The organism is Streptococcus cameli (genome assembly GCF_053207365.1).
In genome coordinates this window covers 36,695-52,162 of record NZ_JBRUIM010000007.1, presented here as the reverse complement: position 1 = coordinate 52,162, position 15,468 = coordinate 36,695, and the positions used below count along the sequence as shown (strand labels likewise).

Genomic DNA, 15,468 nt, shown 5'->3' with positions numbered 1-15,468 from the left:
CACAAAAGGAGTCGCTCATGAAAAAAGTCTTAGCCATACTGGCCCTTGTTGGCTTATGTATGTTGGCTTATTGGATTTGGCCTGGAGAAGCACCGAACCTTCCTAAAGCCAGTGATGTAAGAGAAATCCATTTGGTCAAAGATCAAGAAGAAGTCGTCATTGACCAGCCAGAAGCGATTGGCGCCTTTTTGGCAGAACTTGGACATGCCAACAAGACCCGTCAAGATAGTGTGCATGATGCACCCTTGGTATCTCCACATGTGCGGATTGACTTTGTCATGACAGAAGGGGAAGCCGCCGCTTATGTCTATGAAAGAAGACTAGGGACTTATCTGGAGTTTCCCTACACAGGTATCTACAAGCTAAAAGAGCCTCCCCAACTAATCCAAGACATGCTAGCAGATTAGCTCTGCTTTGTTCAAAAAAAGAAAAGAGAAATTATGTCCTTAACATCTAAACAACGTGCCTTTTTAAATAGCCAGGCACACAGCTTGAAACCTATCATTCAGATTGGAAAAAATGGTCTCAATGACCAAATCAAAACCAGTATTCGTCAGGCCCTTGATGCCCGTGAGTTGATCAAGGTGACCCTCTTGCAAAATACGGATGAAAACATCCATGAAGTAGCGGAAATCCTCGAAGAAGAAATCGGTGTGGATACCGTGCAAAAAATCGGCCGCATCCTCATCCTCTTTAAGGTTTCTGCCAAAAAAGAGAACCGCAAATTGTCGGTCAAAGTCAAAGAAATATAAGAGAGATAGCCAGGGAGAAATCCTTGGCTTTTCTTGTGGCTAGCTCGCTCCGCAAAAATGGATTCGGCTTTTTCTTTTTCCTAAATTGTGCTATAATGGACAGTGATATTAACCGAGGAGACTGCCCATGGCAATAGAACTCTTAACCCCTTTTACCAAGGTGGAATTAGAAGAAACAGTAGAAAAAACAGATCGCAAACAAGTTGGCATTTTAGGTGGGAATTTTAACCCAGTCCACAATGCCCACCTGGTGGTGGCTGATCAGGTCCGCCAGCAATTGAACCTCGATGAGGTCTTGCTGATGCCAGAAGCCATCCCGCCTCATGTGGATACCAAGGAAACCATTGATGAATTTCACCGCCTCAATATGCTCAAGATGGGGATTGCAGGCATTGATGGGCTCGGTATCGAGACCATTGAACTGGAACGTGGAGGCATTTCCTATACCTATGACACCATGAAACTTCTAACGGAGAAACATCCAGACACGGATTATTATTTCATCATCGGTGGCGACATGGTCGAATACCTGCCCAAGTGGTACAAGATTGACGAGTTGGTTAAGCTGGTCCAATTTGTCGGAGTGCAACGTCCGCGTTACAAGGCCGGGACTTCCTATCCTATCATCTGGGTCGATGTGCCCCTCATGGACATCTCTTCCAGCATGGTGAGGGACTTTATCCAACAAGGTCGCGTTCCCAACTTTCTCCTGCCCCATGAGGTCTTGGATTATATCGAAGAAAAAGGGCTTTACCAATGAACTACCAAGCATACACCGGATTAAATCGCGAAGAATTGCTAGGAAAAGTCAAGGCTTCCATGTCTGAGAAGCGGTTCCAGCATGTTCTTGGGGTGGAAAAAGCTGCGCTGGATCTGGCAGAGCAATACGGCTGCGATTCCACTAAGGCTAGCCTAGCAGCCCTCCTCCACGATGTGGCCAAAGAAAGAGAGGACCAAGTCTTTCTAGAGACCATTCGTGAGGAAGGATTGGACCCTGATTTGATCCATTGGGGCAACAACATTTGGCATGGTGTAGTTGGAGCCTATCTGATTGCCAAAGAATTTCAGCTGACAGACACTGAGATCCTGACAGCCATTCAACGGCATACGGTTGGCGCCAAGGATATGACCCTTCTGGACAAGGTCCTCTATGTGGCTGACTACATTGAGCCAGGCCGTGATTTTCCGGGAGTTGATAGGGCTCGAGAACTAGCAAAACTGGACTTGGACCAAGCGGTGGCTTTTGAAACAGCCCAGACCGTTGCTCATTTAGCCAAAAAAGCCATCCCGATTTACCCCCAAACCCTAGAAACCTATAATGCCTATATCGGGCATTGGAAACCCTAAAGATAGATAGAAAAACGATTGGGCTTACCCAATCGAAAGAGGAATAGAATGAAAGAACTTGAATTAGTTGAATTGGTGGTCAAGGCCGCTGATGAAAAACGTGCAGAAGACATTGTGGCTATGGAAGTGACAGGCTTGACCAGCCTGACAGACTATTTTGTCATCGCCAGCAGTAGCAACGTCCGTCAATTGGATGCCATCGTGGAAAATATCCGTGAAAAAGCAGCCGAAGCCGGCCAACGCGTAGCCCATGTCGAAGGCGATGCGACTAGTGGTTGGGTGCTATTAGACTTGGGTGATGTCATTGTGCACGCCTTTTCAGAAGATGAGCGCCTGCATTACAACCTCGAAAAACTCTGGCACGAAGCACCAACTGTGGATGTCAGCCCTTATTTGGTGTAAAGAAGATCGATAAGCAGTCCCCGAGGCTGCTTTTTGAAAGGACAAACATGACTACATACGAAACATTTGCGCGTGTCTATGATGCCATCATGGACGACTCGCTCTACGATCTCTGGACCGATTTTTCGCTCCGCCATTTTCCAAAAGGAAAGACCAAGCTCTTGGAGTTGGCTTGTGGGACCGGCATCCAGTCCGTTCGCTTTGCCAAAGCTGGCTTTGAGGTGACGGGCCTGGACTTGAGCAAAGACATGCTTAAACTGGCAGAAAGAAGGGCCCAAACAGCAGGAGAAGAGATTGACTTTGTTGCTGGCAACATGCTGGACTTATCAGGTCTTGGTCAGTTTGACTTGGTGACTTGCTACTCGGACAGCCTTTGTTACTTAGCGGATGAGGTCGAGATGGGAGATACCTTTGCAGAGGTTTACAAGCATCTCAATGACGGAGGGACCTTTATCTTTGACGTCCACTCGACCTACCAGACTGATGAGGTCTTTCCAGGTTATTCCTACCATGAAAATGCGGATGACTTTGCCATGGTCTGGGACACCTATGCTGATGAGGCCCCGCATTCTGTTGTCCATGAGCTGACCTTCTTTCTTGAAGAAGAAGATGGTCGCTTTAGCCGTCATGACGAAATCCATGAAGAGCGCACCTATGAACTCTTGACCTACGATGTTCTCCTGGAACAAGCGGGCTTCAAAGACATCAAAGTTTATGCGGACTTTGAGGATAAGGAGCCAACCGACACCAGTAAGCGCTGGTTCTTTGTAGCGAGCAAGTAGGACGTTTCACTTTTTCTAGAGCAATCGAAAGGAGAAACTGGCATGAAAAAACGGTGGATTGTGACCTTCCTATTGGTGTTTAGCCTGCTCAGCTTTTTGCAAGTAGAGGCCAAAACAAGAGAATCAGGCCTCCTGCCCTTTAAGAAAAAATCCTATCTGAGACTGGGCAAGTTGGACAAGCTCAACCGTCCGACTGGTGCCCGGATTCATTATAAGGCTTGGTCGGACACGCCTATCCGCTACAAGACGGACTCTAAGGCCCTTGACAAGCTGCCGGGCTTTCACCAGGAACGCTATGCCTATGCGGGCTCATCCTTTCCAGAAACCCTTTACTATACAGGTGGCTTGCTGCCGCAACCGTGGTTGGAGCACACCTTGAAGCACCCTCGCCACCAAGGCTTGATTACCCAATTTACCTACGATACCTACGGAGACAAGACGCCAGCATCGATCGCTTTTTATGAAAACGGTCTGACGACCTGGTTGGAAGACGGGAAGGTTAAATGGGTGGACTACCGCATTTCCTTGCTCTACCAAGAAAGTGAACTGGTCCCCCGCCAAATCAAGTTGGAATTCATCGGTTTGACCAAAAAAGGAAAAACCAAACCCATCAAACTAGGTGGAAAGGAAACTTTCTCCAAAGATGGCCTTGCGACGGTCATCCTGGAAAACACCACCCCAAATGCCAAAATAGACTACCAGACAGGAAAGTCCACTGGCCAAGAATGGAAACCAAGTAACTCCAGTGCCACCGATGAAACAATGAACACCGAAGTCTACGTCCGGATCGGTGACGACAGCGGCGCCTACTACTACGATATCCCGGCAGAAAAAGACATCGAAGACTACTACACCCGTATCGAACAAGACGCCATCCAAGACGGTGGCTATCCAGTTTATGAGTAGCCTGAACAACTATGAATGTATACAAGAAAAGCCCTGAAATGAGGGCTTTTTGTTATAATAGACAAATATCGTTTGTTGAGGTTATGTATGACGAATTTATTGATTATTGTTGGGTTGGTTTTTGCTGTGATTGACCCTGTAGGTATGCTATTGCTACTTGGTGGCTTGACTAGTGGCTTCGATAAGAAAAAAGTTTTTATCTACGCACTAGGTGTTTTTCTGGGAACCAGTCTTTTAGGTACACTATTATCTGCTATTTTTGGTAAGGATTTGAGCCGTGTTATAAAGAGTTTATCCTCTAATCTATTTAATATGAAGATATTCTATGGGTGCCTATTTACATATTTATTATTGTTTTTCTAATCGTTTTAGGAGTTAGGAGGATAAGGACTATTAAAAAGCCTGTGAAGGATAAGGTGATAAAGGAAAGTCAAAAAGGTCTTTGGGGCATGATCGGCTTTATGTTAATCACAGCCTTGATTGATCCGACCTTTATCGCAGTTCTAGCCTTGTCGGGACGACAAAATATAGTACTAGCCTTTTTCAGCAATTTCATCTGGGGAATTCTAAGCCAGTTGCCACTTCTTTTATTGGCGCTTGCTATCCTAACCAATAAACATCAAAAATTTACGGAAAAGTTTAATCAGTTTACAGCCAAAAATCGACAACTTACGAGACAAATGATGACGGGTCTATTCTTTCTAGTTAGTCTTATTTTATGTTCAGACTTGGCAACCAACTTGATAACAGGATCCTGGTTGATTGAGTAAGAAAGGGGTAATATATCTAAAGGTCGGAAGGATGAGAAATGGACTATCATTCCGTTAATAGCAAAACATTGTTCCGTTAATCCTTATATCCTTCCGAAGATTGCTTTATAAAACGTGGAAAAACCCTAAAATGAGGCTTTTTCTTCGTTTGGAATTTTTAACAATAATAGAGATCAGTTTACGAATAAACTAGTGAGGGAAAAATTGTTGTACAAGTTCTTGATGTTTTTTTATCTTCTGCTATACTTAAGGAAATGAGGTAAAGTGAGGTATGGTGATGGAAGCAGTAGTGTATTCGACTTTTCGCAATCATCTCAAGGATTACATGAAAAAGGTCAATGATGAGTTTGAACCCTTGGTTGTGGTCAATAAAAATCCCGATGAAGATATTGTGGTGCTTTCAAAAAAAGAGTGGGATAGCCTGCAAGAAACGCTCAGAATCGCACAGAATAAGGAATTGTCTGATAAGGTTTTACGCGGTATGCAAGACGTCAAACAAGGGCTGACGCAAGTACGCACCATTGAGGACTAACCCATGCTACTGACCTTTACAAATGCTGCTTGGCAGGATTACACCTACTGGCAAAGTCAGGATAAAAAGACGTTGAAACGAATCAATAAACTAATCAAGGATATTCAGCGTGCTCCTTTTAAGGGTATTGGGAAACCTGAGCCGTTAAAATATGAGTTTCAAGGCGCTTGGTCTCGGCGTATCGATGCGGAGAATCGTGTCATTTATATGGGTGATGAGGAGAGCATCGCCTTTCTCTCCTTTAAGGATCATTATTAAAGAGAGTAACCTCTCCATGAAGTAACCAGTTATCAGAGCTCAGTACAATCAAACGTGCTGTGTTTTTTGTTAGATCTTCTATTCTTACGTTAATGGCAAAGTATTGTTCCGATAGTTGCTCATAGCTCGTGGAAAAGAGGCTGGGCAAAAACTCAGAATTTACTCTTTTTGGTAAAAATTGAAGAACACAAAATGGCTTAGAATAAACGGTTTTTATGACGTTATTCTAAGCCATTTACTATTTCTGAGACTTTTTTCCCAGCCCCTTTTTGTGGTATAATTAGAAATAATATATCAGGAGAAAAAGATGTTTAAATTGATAATTGCTATTTTAATTATAGTAAGTGTTTTGTATTTTGGTAATCTAATCCATAGAATCAGATTTTTTAAGTGGTATATGAATAATAAAGAATTACATGATTATAATCAGGATAAAATACGTGATATTTTGAATCAATTAGCCAATTCATTTGATTATTCAGGTTCAAAAATACCTTATGGTAGAGCTAAATGGTTTGTGGAGGGAGAGAAAGATTTTATTAAGACTTATGGTGATGATGAACTAGAGTTTTTTGGATATAGTCCTGTGAGAAGTAAAATTGAAGAAGAGTTTTTAGAATATGGTCTACTTTTAACTCAAAATGGAATTTATTATAAAGAGCAAATTGATACCCAGAATAAAGATAAAAACAATAGATATATATCTATTTCCAAATATTTTCCTTTTGATGGTTTATGGCGAATTGATATTAGCCAATCTGAGATTAATTTTTATTATCCACATCGTATAGAAAAGATTCCGTTTCAGTTTAAAAATAGTCAGCAAGTAAATTTAATGGTAAATTTAAATGATTTAATAAATACTGGCTATACAGCGGATTTGTATGGACACTATATTGAAAAAAAGGTTAATCAAACTTTCCATAAACAATTTAAAATTACGCCTTTTGAAGATGGGGTTAATTTCGGTAGTATTGTAGGAATGAACTTGAACTTGGGACAACATTTAAGGGATATTCAATTTAATCCTATTGCAAATGCAAGAATGGCGCATGGATATGCAGCAGAATATAGTAATGATATCAATGATAAGATTAAATATCCTTTTAAGGACGTTCAACAAATTGGTCAAAATAATCAGAAAAATGGTGCTGATAGGATGGTTGGAATTCAAAAAATTCAAACGAAATATCATTCTAAAGCTCGAAGTACAGTTAATTCTGCATTTGAGCCTAAAGAAAAGGGAGGAACATATCGATACCCGAATATGCAATTAGAGGTTCCTAAAGAACAATACAATGAATCCATTCAGATTATGAAGGAAAAAATTAGAGATGGTAAGGTTCCGGGACACCATAATCCAGAAGATGCATATAAAATAATTAGAAAAGGTAATGTTACATACAATGAAGCTAAATTAATTGCAAAGGGCGGTAATGTTACTTCATTAAAATATGATGCGCTTGATGGAGCTATACAATCTCTACCCGCTGCAGGAATTAGTTTTGTAATAGTTTTTGCAGGAGCGAAATGGTCGGGTAGTACAACGAAGGAAGCTGCTACTTTAGCAATCAGGGCAGGTCTGAAGACAATGACAGTTGGCACAATTATTTATGCTACATCACAACAAATAGGAAAAATTGCGACTGTTTATATTGCGAATATTACTGGTAAAAAAGTAGCAGCAAATTTAGTAGCTTAAAGATTTGCTGGAATCATCTCGTTTGGAATTGTAATTGGCCCTGATTTATTTGATGCACTGCGTGGAAGGATTTCAAGTCAACAGTTATTAAAAAACACTTTAATTGCGGGTGGTGGCATAGCAGGTGGGATAGCAGGTGGTGCTATTGTAGGAGCAACACTTGGTCCTGTCGGAACAATAGTTGGTGCAGTTGCTGGCGGAACATTAGCCACCATTGGATCGAAATCAATTTTAGACAACTTTTTTGAGGATGACAGGGTTGAAATGTTCGCTATTTTAAAAGAAGAATTCATAGATGTTGTGATGTCTATGAGTATCACTGATGAAGAATTTGAATTGATTCAAGACAGTATTTTTGATAAAAAACTTAACGAAAAATTAAAAGATATGTTCCAGAAGCATCAATCAAAAAATAATAGAACTTATACAAGAGAAAAAGTAATCGAAAAAGAAATTGAAAGAATTATTGCAGAACGAACTAAAGTGACTGAGTATGATATTCTTGAAGCTGTAGAAATTGCAGAAAAAGAATTTGCTGTTTTATAATGTATAGTCACTTAATTAATCACAGAAAGGAACCACACATGACCATCACGGGTATTATTGCAGAGTTTAATCCCTTTCACCATGGGCACAAGCACTTGCTGGCTCAGGCTGAGGGGCTCAAGGTTGTGGCCATGAGTGGCAACTTTGTCCAGCGGGGTGAGCCTGCCATTATCGACAAGTGGACCCGGGCCCAGATGGCCTTGGCGCATGGGGCTGACCTGGTGGTGGAGCTTCCCTTTCTGGTCTCGGTGCAGGCCGCGGACTATTTCGCGAGCGGTGCGGTGGCCATTTTGGAGAAGCTGGGCATCGACACCCTCAGCTTCGGGACGGAGGAGATGCTGGATTACCAGCAGTTGGCGGACGTTTATGGGGAAAAAGCAGAGCAGATGGGCCAGTTTCTCCTGACGCTTCCAAATTCCTTGTCCTATCCCCAGAAGACCCAGCGTATGTGGGAGGAATTTACAGGGATTGCTTTTTCAGGAGAGACCCCCAACCACATTCTGGGCCTAGCCTACGCCAAGGCTTGCGCAGGAAAAGAGATTCGACTCCAGCCCATCCCGCGCATTGGCGCAGGATTTCACTCTGAGGAGAAGGTGGCCATTGCGTCAGCGACAGCCATTCGCAAGCACGCTGCGGATGAGGCTTTCCTTCAGTCGGCCATGCCTGATGCGGCGCTCTTTTTGTCAGAGAGTCCGGTCAGCTGGGACAACTACTTTGACCTGCTCCGTTACCAGATTCTGACCAGCCCCGACTTGACAATGATCTATCAGGTCAATGAGGAGATGGCTGTTCGGATCCGCTCTGCCATTGCCAAGAGCAAGACTGTGGATGAGCTGGTGGATATGGTGGCGACCAAGCGCTATACCAAGGCCCGTGTGCGGCGGCTCCTGACTTACATCCTGGTCAATGCCAGAGAGACAGGTCTGCCTGAGGAAATCCATGTGCTGGGCTTTACGGAGAGAGGTCAGGCCCACCTAGCCCGCATCAAGGGGCATACCCAGCTCATCACCAAGATTGGCAAGGAACCCTGGGACAGTCTGACTCAGCAGGCCGATCAGGTCTACCAACTGGGGCACCCAGCGATTAAGGAGCAGACCTTTGGGCGCATGCCGGTGAGAAAAACCTAATAAATGAAAACAGTTTTCTGAGTAGCGAAAACTGTTTTATTTTACTAAAAATGATTGCGTTTTCAACAGAAAGACGATAAAATATTGATATATTCTTAACAAGGAGAAAACTAGTATGACAAATGGTAAGATTCTAGGACTTGATATTGGTATTGCATCTGTTGGAGTAGGTGTATTGGAAGCATCTACTGGTAAGATTATTCATGCGAGCTCACGCATTTTTCCAGCTGCTAATGCAGATAATAATGCAGAGCGTAGAGGTTCTCGTAGTAGTCGTCGCTTGGTACGCAGAAAAAAACACCGTGTGACTCGAGTAAAAGATTTATTTGAGAAATATGGAGTTGAAACGAGTTTCCAAAACTTAAATCTAAATCCTTATGCTCTAAGGGTCAAAGGCCTAACAGAAGAATTATCCAATGAAGAATTATTTGCTGCATTGCGTAATATTGTTAAGAGGCGTGGGATTTCTTATCTTGACGATGCCAGTGAGGACGGAGTTGGTTCAGGAACTGAGTATTCTAAATCGATTGAAGCCAATCAAGAATTATTAAAAATAAAGACACCAGGAGAAATTCAACTTGAACGTTTAGAAAACTATGGTCAAGTGCGTGGAGATTTCACGATATATGATGAAAATGGAGAGAAACAACGTGTCATCAATGTTTTTTCAACTTCAGATTACGTTAAGGAAGCCAAGCGTATTTTAGAATGCCAATCCAAGTTTCATACTCAGATTTCAGATGAATTTGTGAATGACTACCTTTCAATTTTAACTGCTAAACGAAAATATTACCATGGACCAGGTAATGAGCAATCTCGTACGGATTATGGACGTTTCAGAACAGATGGAACAACACTCGATAACATCTTTGGTATTTTAATTGGCAAGTGTAGTTTTTATCCAGAAGAGTACCGAGCAGCCAAAGCATCCTATACGGCACAAGAATTTAATTTTTTAAACGACCTGAACAACTTAACAGTACCAACAGAAACTGGTAAATTAAGTACAGAACAGAAGCAAACACTTGTAAGTATTGCACAGAATAGTAGTCGTTTTAGTCCGGATTTATTATTAAAAGAAATTGTCAAATTAGTGGGTGGTACAAAGGAGGACATTCGTGGTTATCGACTAGATGCTAAAGATAAACCAGATATGCACACTTTTGAAAGCTACCGCAAGATGAAGAATGCTCTTTCTGATCAGATTGAATTTGAAAAAATTACAGTTCAGGAGTTAGATACATTAGCTCATATATTGACTTTAAATACGGAGCGAGAAGGGATTGAAGAGGCAATTACCCATAACTTACCAAATCGGTTTTCAGTAGATGACATAAAGGTATTTGTTGAGTTTAGAAAGAAAAATAGCGCGATTTTCTCAAAAGGGTGGCATAGCCTCTCTGTTAAATTGATGTCGGAATTGATACCAGAATTGTATGGTACATCGGAAGAGCAAATGACCATTCTAACAAGAATGGGGAAACAGAAGTATCAAGAAAAGACCTCGAAAAGAACAAAATACATTGATGAGATGTTGGTTACAGATGAAATATATAATCCCGTTGTTGCCAAATCAGTCCGCCAAGCGATTAAGATTATCAATGCCTCTGTAAAAAAATGGGGTGAATTTGACAAGATTGTCATTGAGATGCCTCGTGATAAAAATGAGGAAGATGAACGCAAGAACATTGCGCAGAGACAAAAAAATAATAAAGCGGAAAAAGATGCAGCTGAATTACGTGCGGCAACGCTATACAATGGTAAGAAGGAACTTCCAAATGAAGTATTTCATGGGCACAATCAGTTAGCTACTAAAATTCGTTTGTGGTATCAGCAAGGAGAAAGATGTCTCTATACTGGTCAGCCGATTGATATCCATAACTTGATTCATAATCAGCACATGTTTGAAATTGATCACATTCTCCCACTGTCTCTATCATTTGACGATAGCCTAGCCAATAAAGTATTGGTACTTGCGACAGCCAATCAGGAAAAAGGTCAGCGAACGCCTATTCGTTATTTGGAAACAGCTAAAAGTAGCTGGTCAATTCGAGAATTTAAAGATTATATTTGGAGTTTGAAAGGTTTCAATAAAAAGAAACGTGAATATCTCTTAACAGAGGAAGATATTAACAAGATTGAAGTCAAACAAAAATTCATTGCTCGAAACTTGGTAGATACTAGCTATGCTTCAAGGACCGTCTTGAATGCCTTGCAGGATGCTTTGAAGGTAATGGGAAAAGAAACAAAGGTATCTGTAGTACGAGGACAATTTACTTCACAACTTCGTCGACAATGGAAAATTGATAAGAGCCGTGAGACCTATCATCATCATGCCATTGATGCCTTGGTTATTGCAGCTTCCACTCAGTTGAAATTGTGGAAAAAGCAAGGTGATCCACTTTTTGTTGATTATATTGAGAACCAAAAAGTAGATATTGAAACCGGAGAAATTTTGTCGGATGCTGAATACAAAGAAGCAGTCTTCACGCCTCCCTACCAAGGCTTTGTCAATACCATAGCTAGTAAAGCGTTTGAGGATGAAATTCTCTTCTCCTATCAAGTCGATTCTAAAGTCAATCGTAAAATTTCAGATGCGACGATTTATGGAACCCGTCAAGCACGACTTGAAAAAGATAAGAAAGCTGAGACTTATGTCTTAGGTAAAATCAAAGATATCTATTCACAAGCAGGATATGATGCCTTCATCAAGCTTTACAATAAGGACAAATCCAAGTTTTTACTGTATCAAAAAGATCCTGTAACATGGGAAAAAGTTATTGAAGTTATTTTGTCGGACTATCGAACTTTTGATGACAAAGGAAAAGAAACAGGCAATCCTTTTGCTGCTTATTTTGAAGAGCATGGGTACATCTGTAAGTACAGTCGAAAAAACAAAGGTCCAGCTATCAAGTCCTTGAAATACTATGATGAAATTCTTAAACCAATCTCTGGATTAAATATCACACCAAAATTAAGTAAAAGTAAAGTGATTTTACGATCGTTAAATCCTTGGAGAACAGATGTTTATTTTAATTCAATTTCGAAGAAATATGAATTGATGGGGATAAGATATTCTGATTTAGGATTTGAGATAGGAACAGGAAAGTATCTTCTAAAAAAAGAAAAATATCTAGAGATAAAAGAGAGGGAAGGTGTCTCACAGGATTCAGAATTTAAGTTTACGCTGTATAAAAATGATTTATTACTTATAAATGATACAGCTAGGAAACAGAAACAAATTTTTCGGTTTTTATCAAGAAGTGATTTAAGTAAAAAAAATAAGGTTGAACTAAAACCTTATGATCGAGCGAATTTCACAGGCAAAGAGAATGTTATTGAACTTTTAGGAAAAGCTCCAAAAAGATTTATAAAAACTTTAACATATAGTAATCTTTCTCTCTACAAAATCAAAACAGATGTATTAGGAAATCAGTTCTATATTAAGAAAGAGGGTGACGAGCCTCGCTTAGATTTTGGAAATCATAAAAAAGAAAAATAAAATATAGGAAAGGGATTGCAATGTTTTTGTAAACGCTGTATAATAGTATGTGCAAGGGACGCCTTGCATGGTTACTTAAATCTTGCAGAGCCTACAAAGATAAGGCTTTATGCCGAAATCAGCACCCCATCTTGATGGGGTGCTTTTCGTTGTGTCAAAGGAGGATGTATGACTTGGCGAATTGTTCATATTTGTGATAGTGAAAAAATGAGGTTAAAGCTAGATAATTTGCTGATAAAAAAACAAGGAGAAGAATTTACGATTCCCTTGTCAGATATTTCCATTGTTGTAGCAGAAGGAGGTGATACAGTTGTCACATTGCGGTTGCTGAGTGCTTTTAGTAAATACAATATTGTTCTGATTGTTTGTGATAGTCACCATTTACCGACGGGAATGTATTATGGATTGAATGGACATTTCCATGCCTATCGGAAGTTTCAAGCTCAACTGGCCTGGACACAGGAACAAAAGAAATGGTTATGGAAAGCGATTGTCCAATATAAAATCAATAATCAACAAGATGTTTTGGCAATGTTGGAGAAAGATTTAACAGCGATACAATTATTGGCCAATTACATCGAGCAGATTGAGCCTGGTGATAAAACAAATCGTGAAGGCCATGCGGCTAAAGTGTATTTCAATGAATTGTTTGGAAAATCCTTTGTCCGGATCAGCCAACGAGAAGCTGATGTGATCAATGCAGGTTTAAATTATGGTTATACTATTTTTCGTGCACAAATGGCTCGAATCGTTTCTGGTTATGGATTGAACCCATTGATGGGGATTTTCCATAAAAATGAGTTTAATACCTTTAATTTAGTAGACGATTTAATCGAACCTTTCAGGCAGATTGTGGATGTTTGGGTTTATCTGAATTTAAGGGAAGAAGCTTATTTAACCTTTGAAGCTAGATTGAAAATCACGAACTTACTCAATGCTAAAATTCAGTATGGAAAAGAAAGTTGCACCGTAACTACAGCAATGGATAAATATGTTAAAGGATTCATTAAGTGCATGAACGACGGGGATACCAGCCGTTTCTTTTGTCCAATAGTATCCAGTTTAGAAGTGGAGGAGTAAAATGAGGTATGAAGCGATGAGACTGATGTGTTTTTTTGATTTACCGATGGAAACAACGCAAGAAAAAAGAGTCTACCGTCAATTTCGTAAGGAGTTATTGGCCAATGGCTTTGAAATGTTGCAGTTTTCGGTCTATTATAGGACCTGTCCCAATAGAAGTTTTGCTAAAAAGTTTTACAAACGATTGGCTGAAAGTAGCTTACCCTCAGGAAATGTCCGTTTACTAGCTGTTACTGAAAAACAGTTTTCAGAAATGGTCCTCATTGTTGGTGGAAAGACCAGACAAGAAGAAGTTATCAGTGATAAGAAGTTGGTGGTCATATGAAATGGACGTTTCCTCACCCCTATTTAGAACATTTATCCCTTCAAGTTGGACCGTTTACACAAATCATAGGCCATAATCAAGAATTAAAATATTATTTATGGCAATTGTTGGTTTGGTATTTTGATGGTAAGAAATACAAGGAGGAGGACTTAACTCTCTTCCAACAGGTTGAACCTGTCATTCAGAAAGATTCAACTCCCCTGAAACGAAATCATTATCGTTTTATTACCATTTCGGATATCAGTGCTTTATTAGAACAGATGGTTTATAAAAAAGGGACTGTCGCGTTTGATTATATGAAAAAGAAATGTAATCGAGTAGATGTTATGACACATCTAGAGGAAATTAACAATCTTTTAGATATGATGTCCATGCAGCTGAATGATATTCTTGATTTGAACATGGCAGGAGTGAACTACCATACGGAAAGCCAGTATTTTACGATTGATCAGTTGCTGTCAAAGAATTTTTTACCCTATTTCAAAAAAGACGAGCAAAATATTGCTTTTGAATTTGTTGAAAATGAAAAGAAAGTTATTATTTTCTTAAAAATGTTATGTGAATTGCTACAGGATGACACTCAGCCAACTCTTTTACTGTTTAAAAATATGGATGATTATCTGAGCTACCAGTCTTTTCTTTGTGTCTGTCAAGAATTGGAAAAGATGACGAATAGTTTCCCTTATTTTCAAGTAATGATTTTTCCATCAAATGAGGGATACTTGTATTTAACGAGTGAGTTGATGTCAAATGTTAACATTTTTGGAGATTTCGTTGCTCATTTATACGAATTCGATTTTCTGTACGAACGTTTTGCAATTCAGTACCCATCAAATAATGTGCCAACTAAGGAAGTATTTTTACAACAGTTACAAAAAAATGCCAGCTACTTATTGACCGATCAATTGGAATATATTAGTTTATCAGTGACTGATCTGGTGATGATAACTATTTTGAATCGCTTGTATCACTATGAGAAAAAAATCAAATATCCAATTATTGTACCAGATCAGCTAGAAGTCGATTACTTGAGGGCAGAAGTTGACGAAACAGTTGCTAAAAGGTAAAATTAGATTGAAAGTGCAAAAACTAAAAATGACGATTTGAGGTTTTTGTACTCTCAAGATTTAAGTAACCATAAAACTGGGTAAAGTCGTTGCTCCTGGATTGATGGTTTTTGTACTCTCAAGATTTAAGTAACCATAAAACAATCCAAAAGAAAGAGTAGCGATATCTCTAGTTTTTGTACTCTCAAGATTTAAGTAACCATAAAACTGTCTTAGAACATCGAGACGAAGGTGTTTGGTTTTTGTACTCTCAAGATTTAAGTAACCATAAAACTGTCTTAGAACATCGAGACGAAGGTGTTTGGTTTTTGTACTCTCAAGATTTAAGTAACCATAAAACAAGTCTGTGGTCCAGAAATTGATTAGCGCA

The 15,468-nt window shown here is 39.9% G+C and carries 18 protein-coding genes and 1 CRISPR repeat array (1 of these 19 running past the window's edge); all 18 genes read left to right on the top strand.

The window, feature by feature from the left end:
- Positions 1–17 precede the first annotated feature (17 nt).
- Positions 18–407: a DUF5301 domain-containing protein gene (locus ACVR1I_RS10370; RefSeq protein WP_447443955.1), complete on the top strand. Its 390-nt coding sequence runs from the start codon at positions 18–20 to the stop codon at positions 405–407.
- Positions 408–440: 33 nt separating this feature from the next.
- A complete protein-coding gene (yhbY, locus tag ACVR1I_RS10365; protein ID WP_447443954.1) occupies positions 441–752 on the top strand; it encodes a ribosome assembly RNA-binding protein YhbY in 312 nt (103 codons plus the stop codon).
- Positions 753–879: 127 nt separating this feature from the next.
- Positions 880–1,512: a nicotinate-nucleotide adenylyltransferase gene (locus tag ACVR1I_RS10360; protein WP_447443953.1), complete on the top strand. Its 633-nt coding sequence runs from the start codon at positions 880–882 to the stop codon at positions 1,510–1,512.
- Entirely contained in the window at positions 1,509–2,099 is a 591-nt protein-coding gene (gene yqeK, locus ACVR1I_RS10355; protein ID WP_447443952.1) for a bis(5'-nucleosyl)-tetraphosphatase (symmetrical) YqeK, read from the top strand. Before ACVR1I_RS10360 ends, yqeK begins: the two co-directional genes overlap by 4 nt.
- A 48-nt stretch (positions 2,100–2,147) precedes the next feature.
- Positions 2,148–2,501 carry a ribosome silencing factor gene (gene rsfS, locus ACVR1I_RS10350; RefSeq protein WP_447443951.1) on the top strand — a complete coding sequence of 118 codons (354 nt, stop codon included), beginning with the start codon at positions 2,148–2,150 and terminating at the stop codon, positions 2,499–2,501.
- 47 nt (positions 2,502–2,548) lie between these two features.
- Complete coding sequence (locus ACVR1I_RS10345; RefSeq protein WP_447443950.1) at positions 2,549–3,283, top strand: class I SAM-dependent DNA methyltransferase; 735 nt, start codon at positions 2,549–2,551, stop codon at positions 3,281–3,283.
- A 42-nt stretch (positions 3,284–3,325) separates the two neighbouring features.
- Entirely contained in the window at positions 3,326–4,189 is an 864-nt protein-coding gene (locus ACVR1I_RS10340) for a hypothetical protein (protein ID WP_447443949.1), read from the top strand.
- An 87-nt stretch (positions 4,190–4,276) separates the two neighbouring features.
- Positions 4,277–4,552, top strand: a complete 276-nt coding sequence (locus ACVR1I_RS10335) for a hypothetical protein (protein ID WP_447443948.1) — start codon at positions 4,277–4,279, stop codon at positions 4,550–4,552.
- Positions 4,553–4,605: 53 nt separating this feature from the next.
- Positions 4,606–4,959, top strand: coding sequence for a hypothetical protein (locus ACVR1I_RS10330; protein WP_447443947.1), 354 nt, complete (start codon positions 4,606–4,608; stop codon positions 4,957–4,959).
- A 277-nt stretch (positions 4,960–5,236) separates the two neighbouring features.
- Entirely contained in the window at positions 5,237–5,491 is a 255-nt protein-coding gene (locus tag ACVR1I_RS10325) for a type II toxin-antitoxin system Phd/YefM family antitoxin (protein WP_447443946.1), read from the top strand.
- A 3-nt stretch (positions 5,492–5,494) separates the two neighbouring features.
- Entirely contained in the window at positions 5,495–5,749 is a 255-nt protein-coding gene (locus ACVR1I_RS10320) for a Txe/YoeB family addiction module toxin (RefSeq protein ID WP_447443945.1), read from the top strand.
- A 307-nt stretch (positions 5,750–6,056) separates the two neighbouring features.
- Positions 6,057–7,451, top strand: coding sequence for a YeeR family protein (locus ACVR1I_RS10315; protein WP_447443944.1), 1,395 nt, complete (start codon positions 6,057–6,059; stop codon positions 7,449–7,451).
- A gap of 264 nt (positions 7,452–7,715) precedes the next feature.
- The gene (locus ACVR1I_RS10310; protein WP_447443943.1) at positions 7,716–7,997 is read left to right on the top strand and encodes a hypothetical protein; all 282 of its coding nucleotides are present in this window, start codon (positions 7,716–7,718) and stop codon (positions 7,995–7,997) included.
- Between the two features lie 38 nt (positions 7,998–8,035).
- Positions 8,036–9,124 carry a nucleotidyltransferase gene (locus ACVR1I_RS10305; protein ID WP_447443942.1) on the top strand — a complete coding sequence of 363 codons (1,089 nt, stop codon included), beginning with the start codon at positions 8,036–8,038 and terminating at the stop codon, positions 9,122–9,124.
- Between the two features lie 115 nt (positions 9,125–9,239).
- Positions 9,240–12,626, top strand: coding sequence for a type II CRISPR RNA-guided endonuclease Cas9 (gene cas9, locus ACVR1I_RS10300; protein WP_447443941.1), 3,387 nt, complete (start codon positions 9,240–9,242; stop codon positions 12,624–12,626).
- Between the two features lie 168 nt (positions 12,627–12,794).
- Entirely contained in the window at positions 12,795–13,706 is a 912-nt protein-coding gene (gene cas1 / locus ACVR1I_RS10295) for a type II CRISPR-associated endonuclease Cas1 (RefSeq protein WP_447443940.1), read from the top strand.
- Position 13,707: 1 nt separating this feature from the next.
- Positions 13,708–14,031, top strand: coding sequence for a CRISPR-associated endonuclease Cas2 (cas2, locus tag ACVR1I_RS10290; RefSeq protein ID WP_447443939.1), 324 nt, complete (start codon positions 13,708–13,710; stop codon positions 14,029–14,031).
- On the top strand, positions 14,028–15,098 hold the full coding sequence (gene csn2-St, locus ACVR1I_RS10285; RefSeq protein ID WP_447443938.1) for a CRISPR-associated protein Csn2-St: 1,071 nt from the start codon (positions 14,028–14,030) through the stop codon (positions 15,096–15,098). The genes cas2 and csn2-St overlap by 4 nt, the downstream gene beginning before the upstream one ends.
- Before the next feature lie 41 nt (positions 15,099–15,139).
- Positions 15,140–15,468: a CRISPR direct-repeat array (repeat unit 36 nt; unit sequence GTTTTTGTACTCTCAAGATTTAAGTAACCATAAAAC); it runs 168 nt beyond the window's last position.

Coding starts and splice junctions, on each gene's coding strand:
- cas9 (WP_447443941.1), top strand. CDS start 9,240: ATGACAAATGGTAAGATTCTAGGACTTGATATTGGTATTGCATCTGTT.
- csn2-St (WP_447443938.1), top strand. CDS start 14,028: ATGAAATGGACGTTTCCTCACCCCTATTTAGAACATTTATCCCTTCAA.
- ACVR1I_RS10345 (WP_447443950.1), top strand. CDS start 2,549: ATGACTACATACGAAACATTTGCGCGTGTCTATGATGCCATCATGGAC.
- ACVR1I_RS10370 (WP_447443955.1), top strand. CDS start 18: ATGAAAAAAGTCTTAGCCATACTGGCCCTTGTTGGCTTATGTATGTTG.
- cas1 (WP_447443940.1), top strand. CDS start 12,795: ATGACTTGGCGAATTGTTCATATTTGTGATAGTGAAAAAATGAGGTTA.
- ACVR1I_RS10310 (WP_447443943.1), top strand. CDS start 7,716: ATGTTCGCTATTTTAAAAGAAGAATTCATAGATGTTGTGATGTCTATG.
- ACVR1I_RS10335 (WP_447443948.1), top strand. CDS start 4,277: ATGACGAATTTATTGATTATTGTTGGGTTGGTTTTTGCTGTGATTGAC.
- yhbY (WP_447443954.1), top strand. CDS start 441: ATGTCCTTAACATCTAAACAACGTGCCTTTTTAAATAGCCAGGCACAC.
- ACVR1I_RS10325 (WP_447443946.1), top strand. CDS start 5,237: ATGGAAGCAGTAGTGTATTCGACTTTTCGCAATCATCTCAAGGATTAC.
- ACVR1I_RS10340 (WP_447443949.1), top strand. CDS start 3,326: ATGAAAAAACGGTGGATTGTGACCTTCCTATTGGTGTTTAGCCTGCTC.
- ACVR1I_RS10360 (WP_447443953.1), top strand. CDS start 880: ATGGCAATAGAACTCTTAACCCCTTTTACCAAGGTGGAATTAGAAGAA.
- ACVR1I_RS10320 (WP_447443945.1), top strand. CDS start 5,495: ATGCTACTGACCTTTACAAATGCTGCTTGGCAGGATTACACCTACTGG.
- rsfS (WP_447443951.1), top strand. CDS start 2,148: ATGAAAGAACTTGAATTAGTTGAATTGGTGGTCAAGGCCGCTGATGAA.
- ACVR1I_RS10315 (WP_447443944.1), top strand. CDS start 6,057: ATGTTTAAATTGATAATTGCTATTTTAATTATAGTAAGTGTTTTGTAT.
- cas2 (WP_447443939.1), top strand. CDS start 13,708: ATGAGGTATGAAGCGATGAGACTGATGTGTTTTTTTGATTTACCGATG.
- ACVR1I_RS10305 (WP_447443942.1), top strand. CDS start 8,036: ATGACCATCACGGGTATTATTGCAGAGTTTAATCCCTTTCACCATGGG.
- yqeK (WP_447443952.1), top strand. CDS start 1,509: ATGAACTACCAAGCATACACCGGATTAAATCGCGAAGAATTGCTAGGA.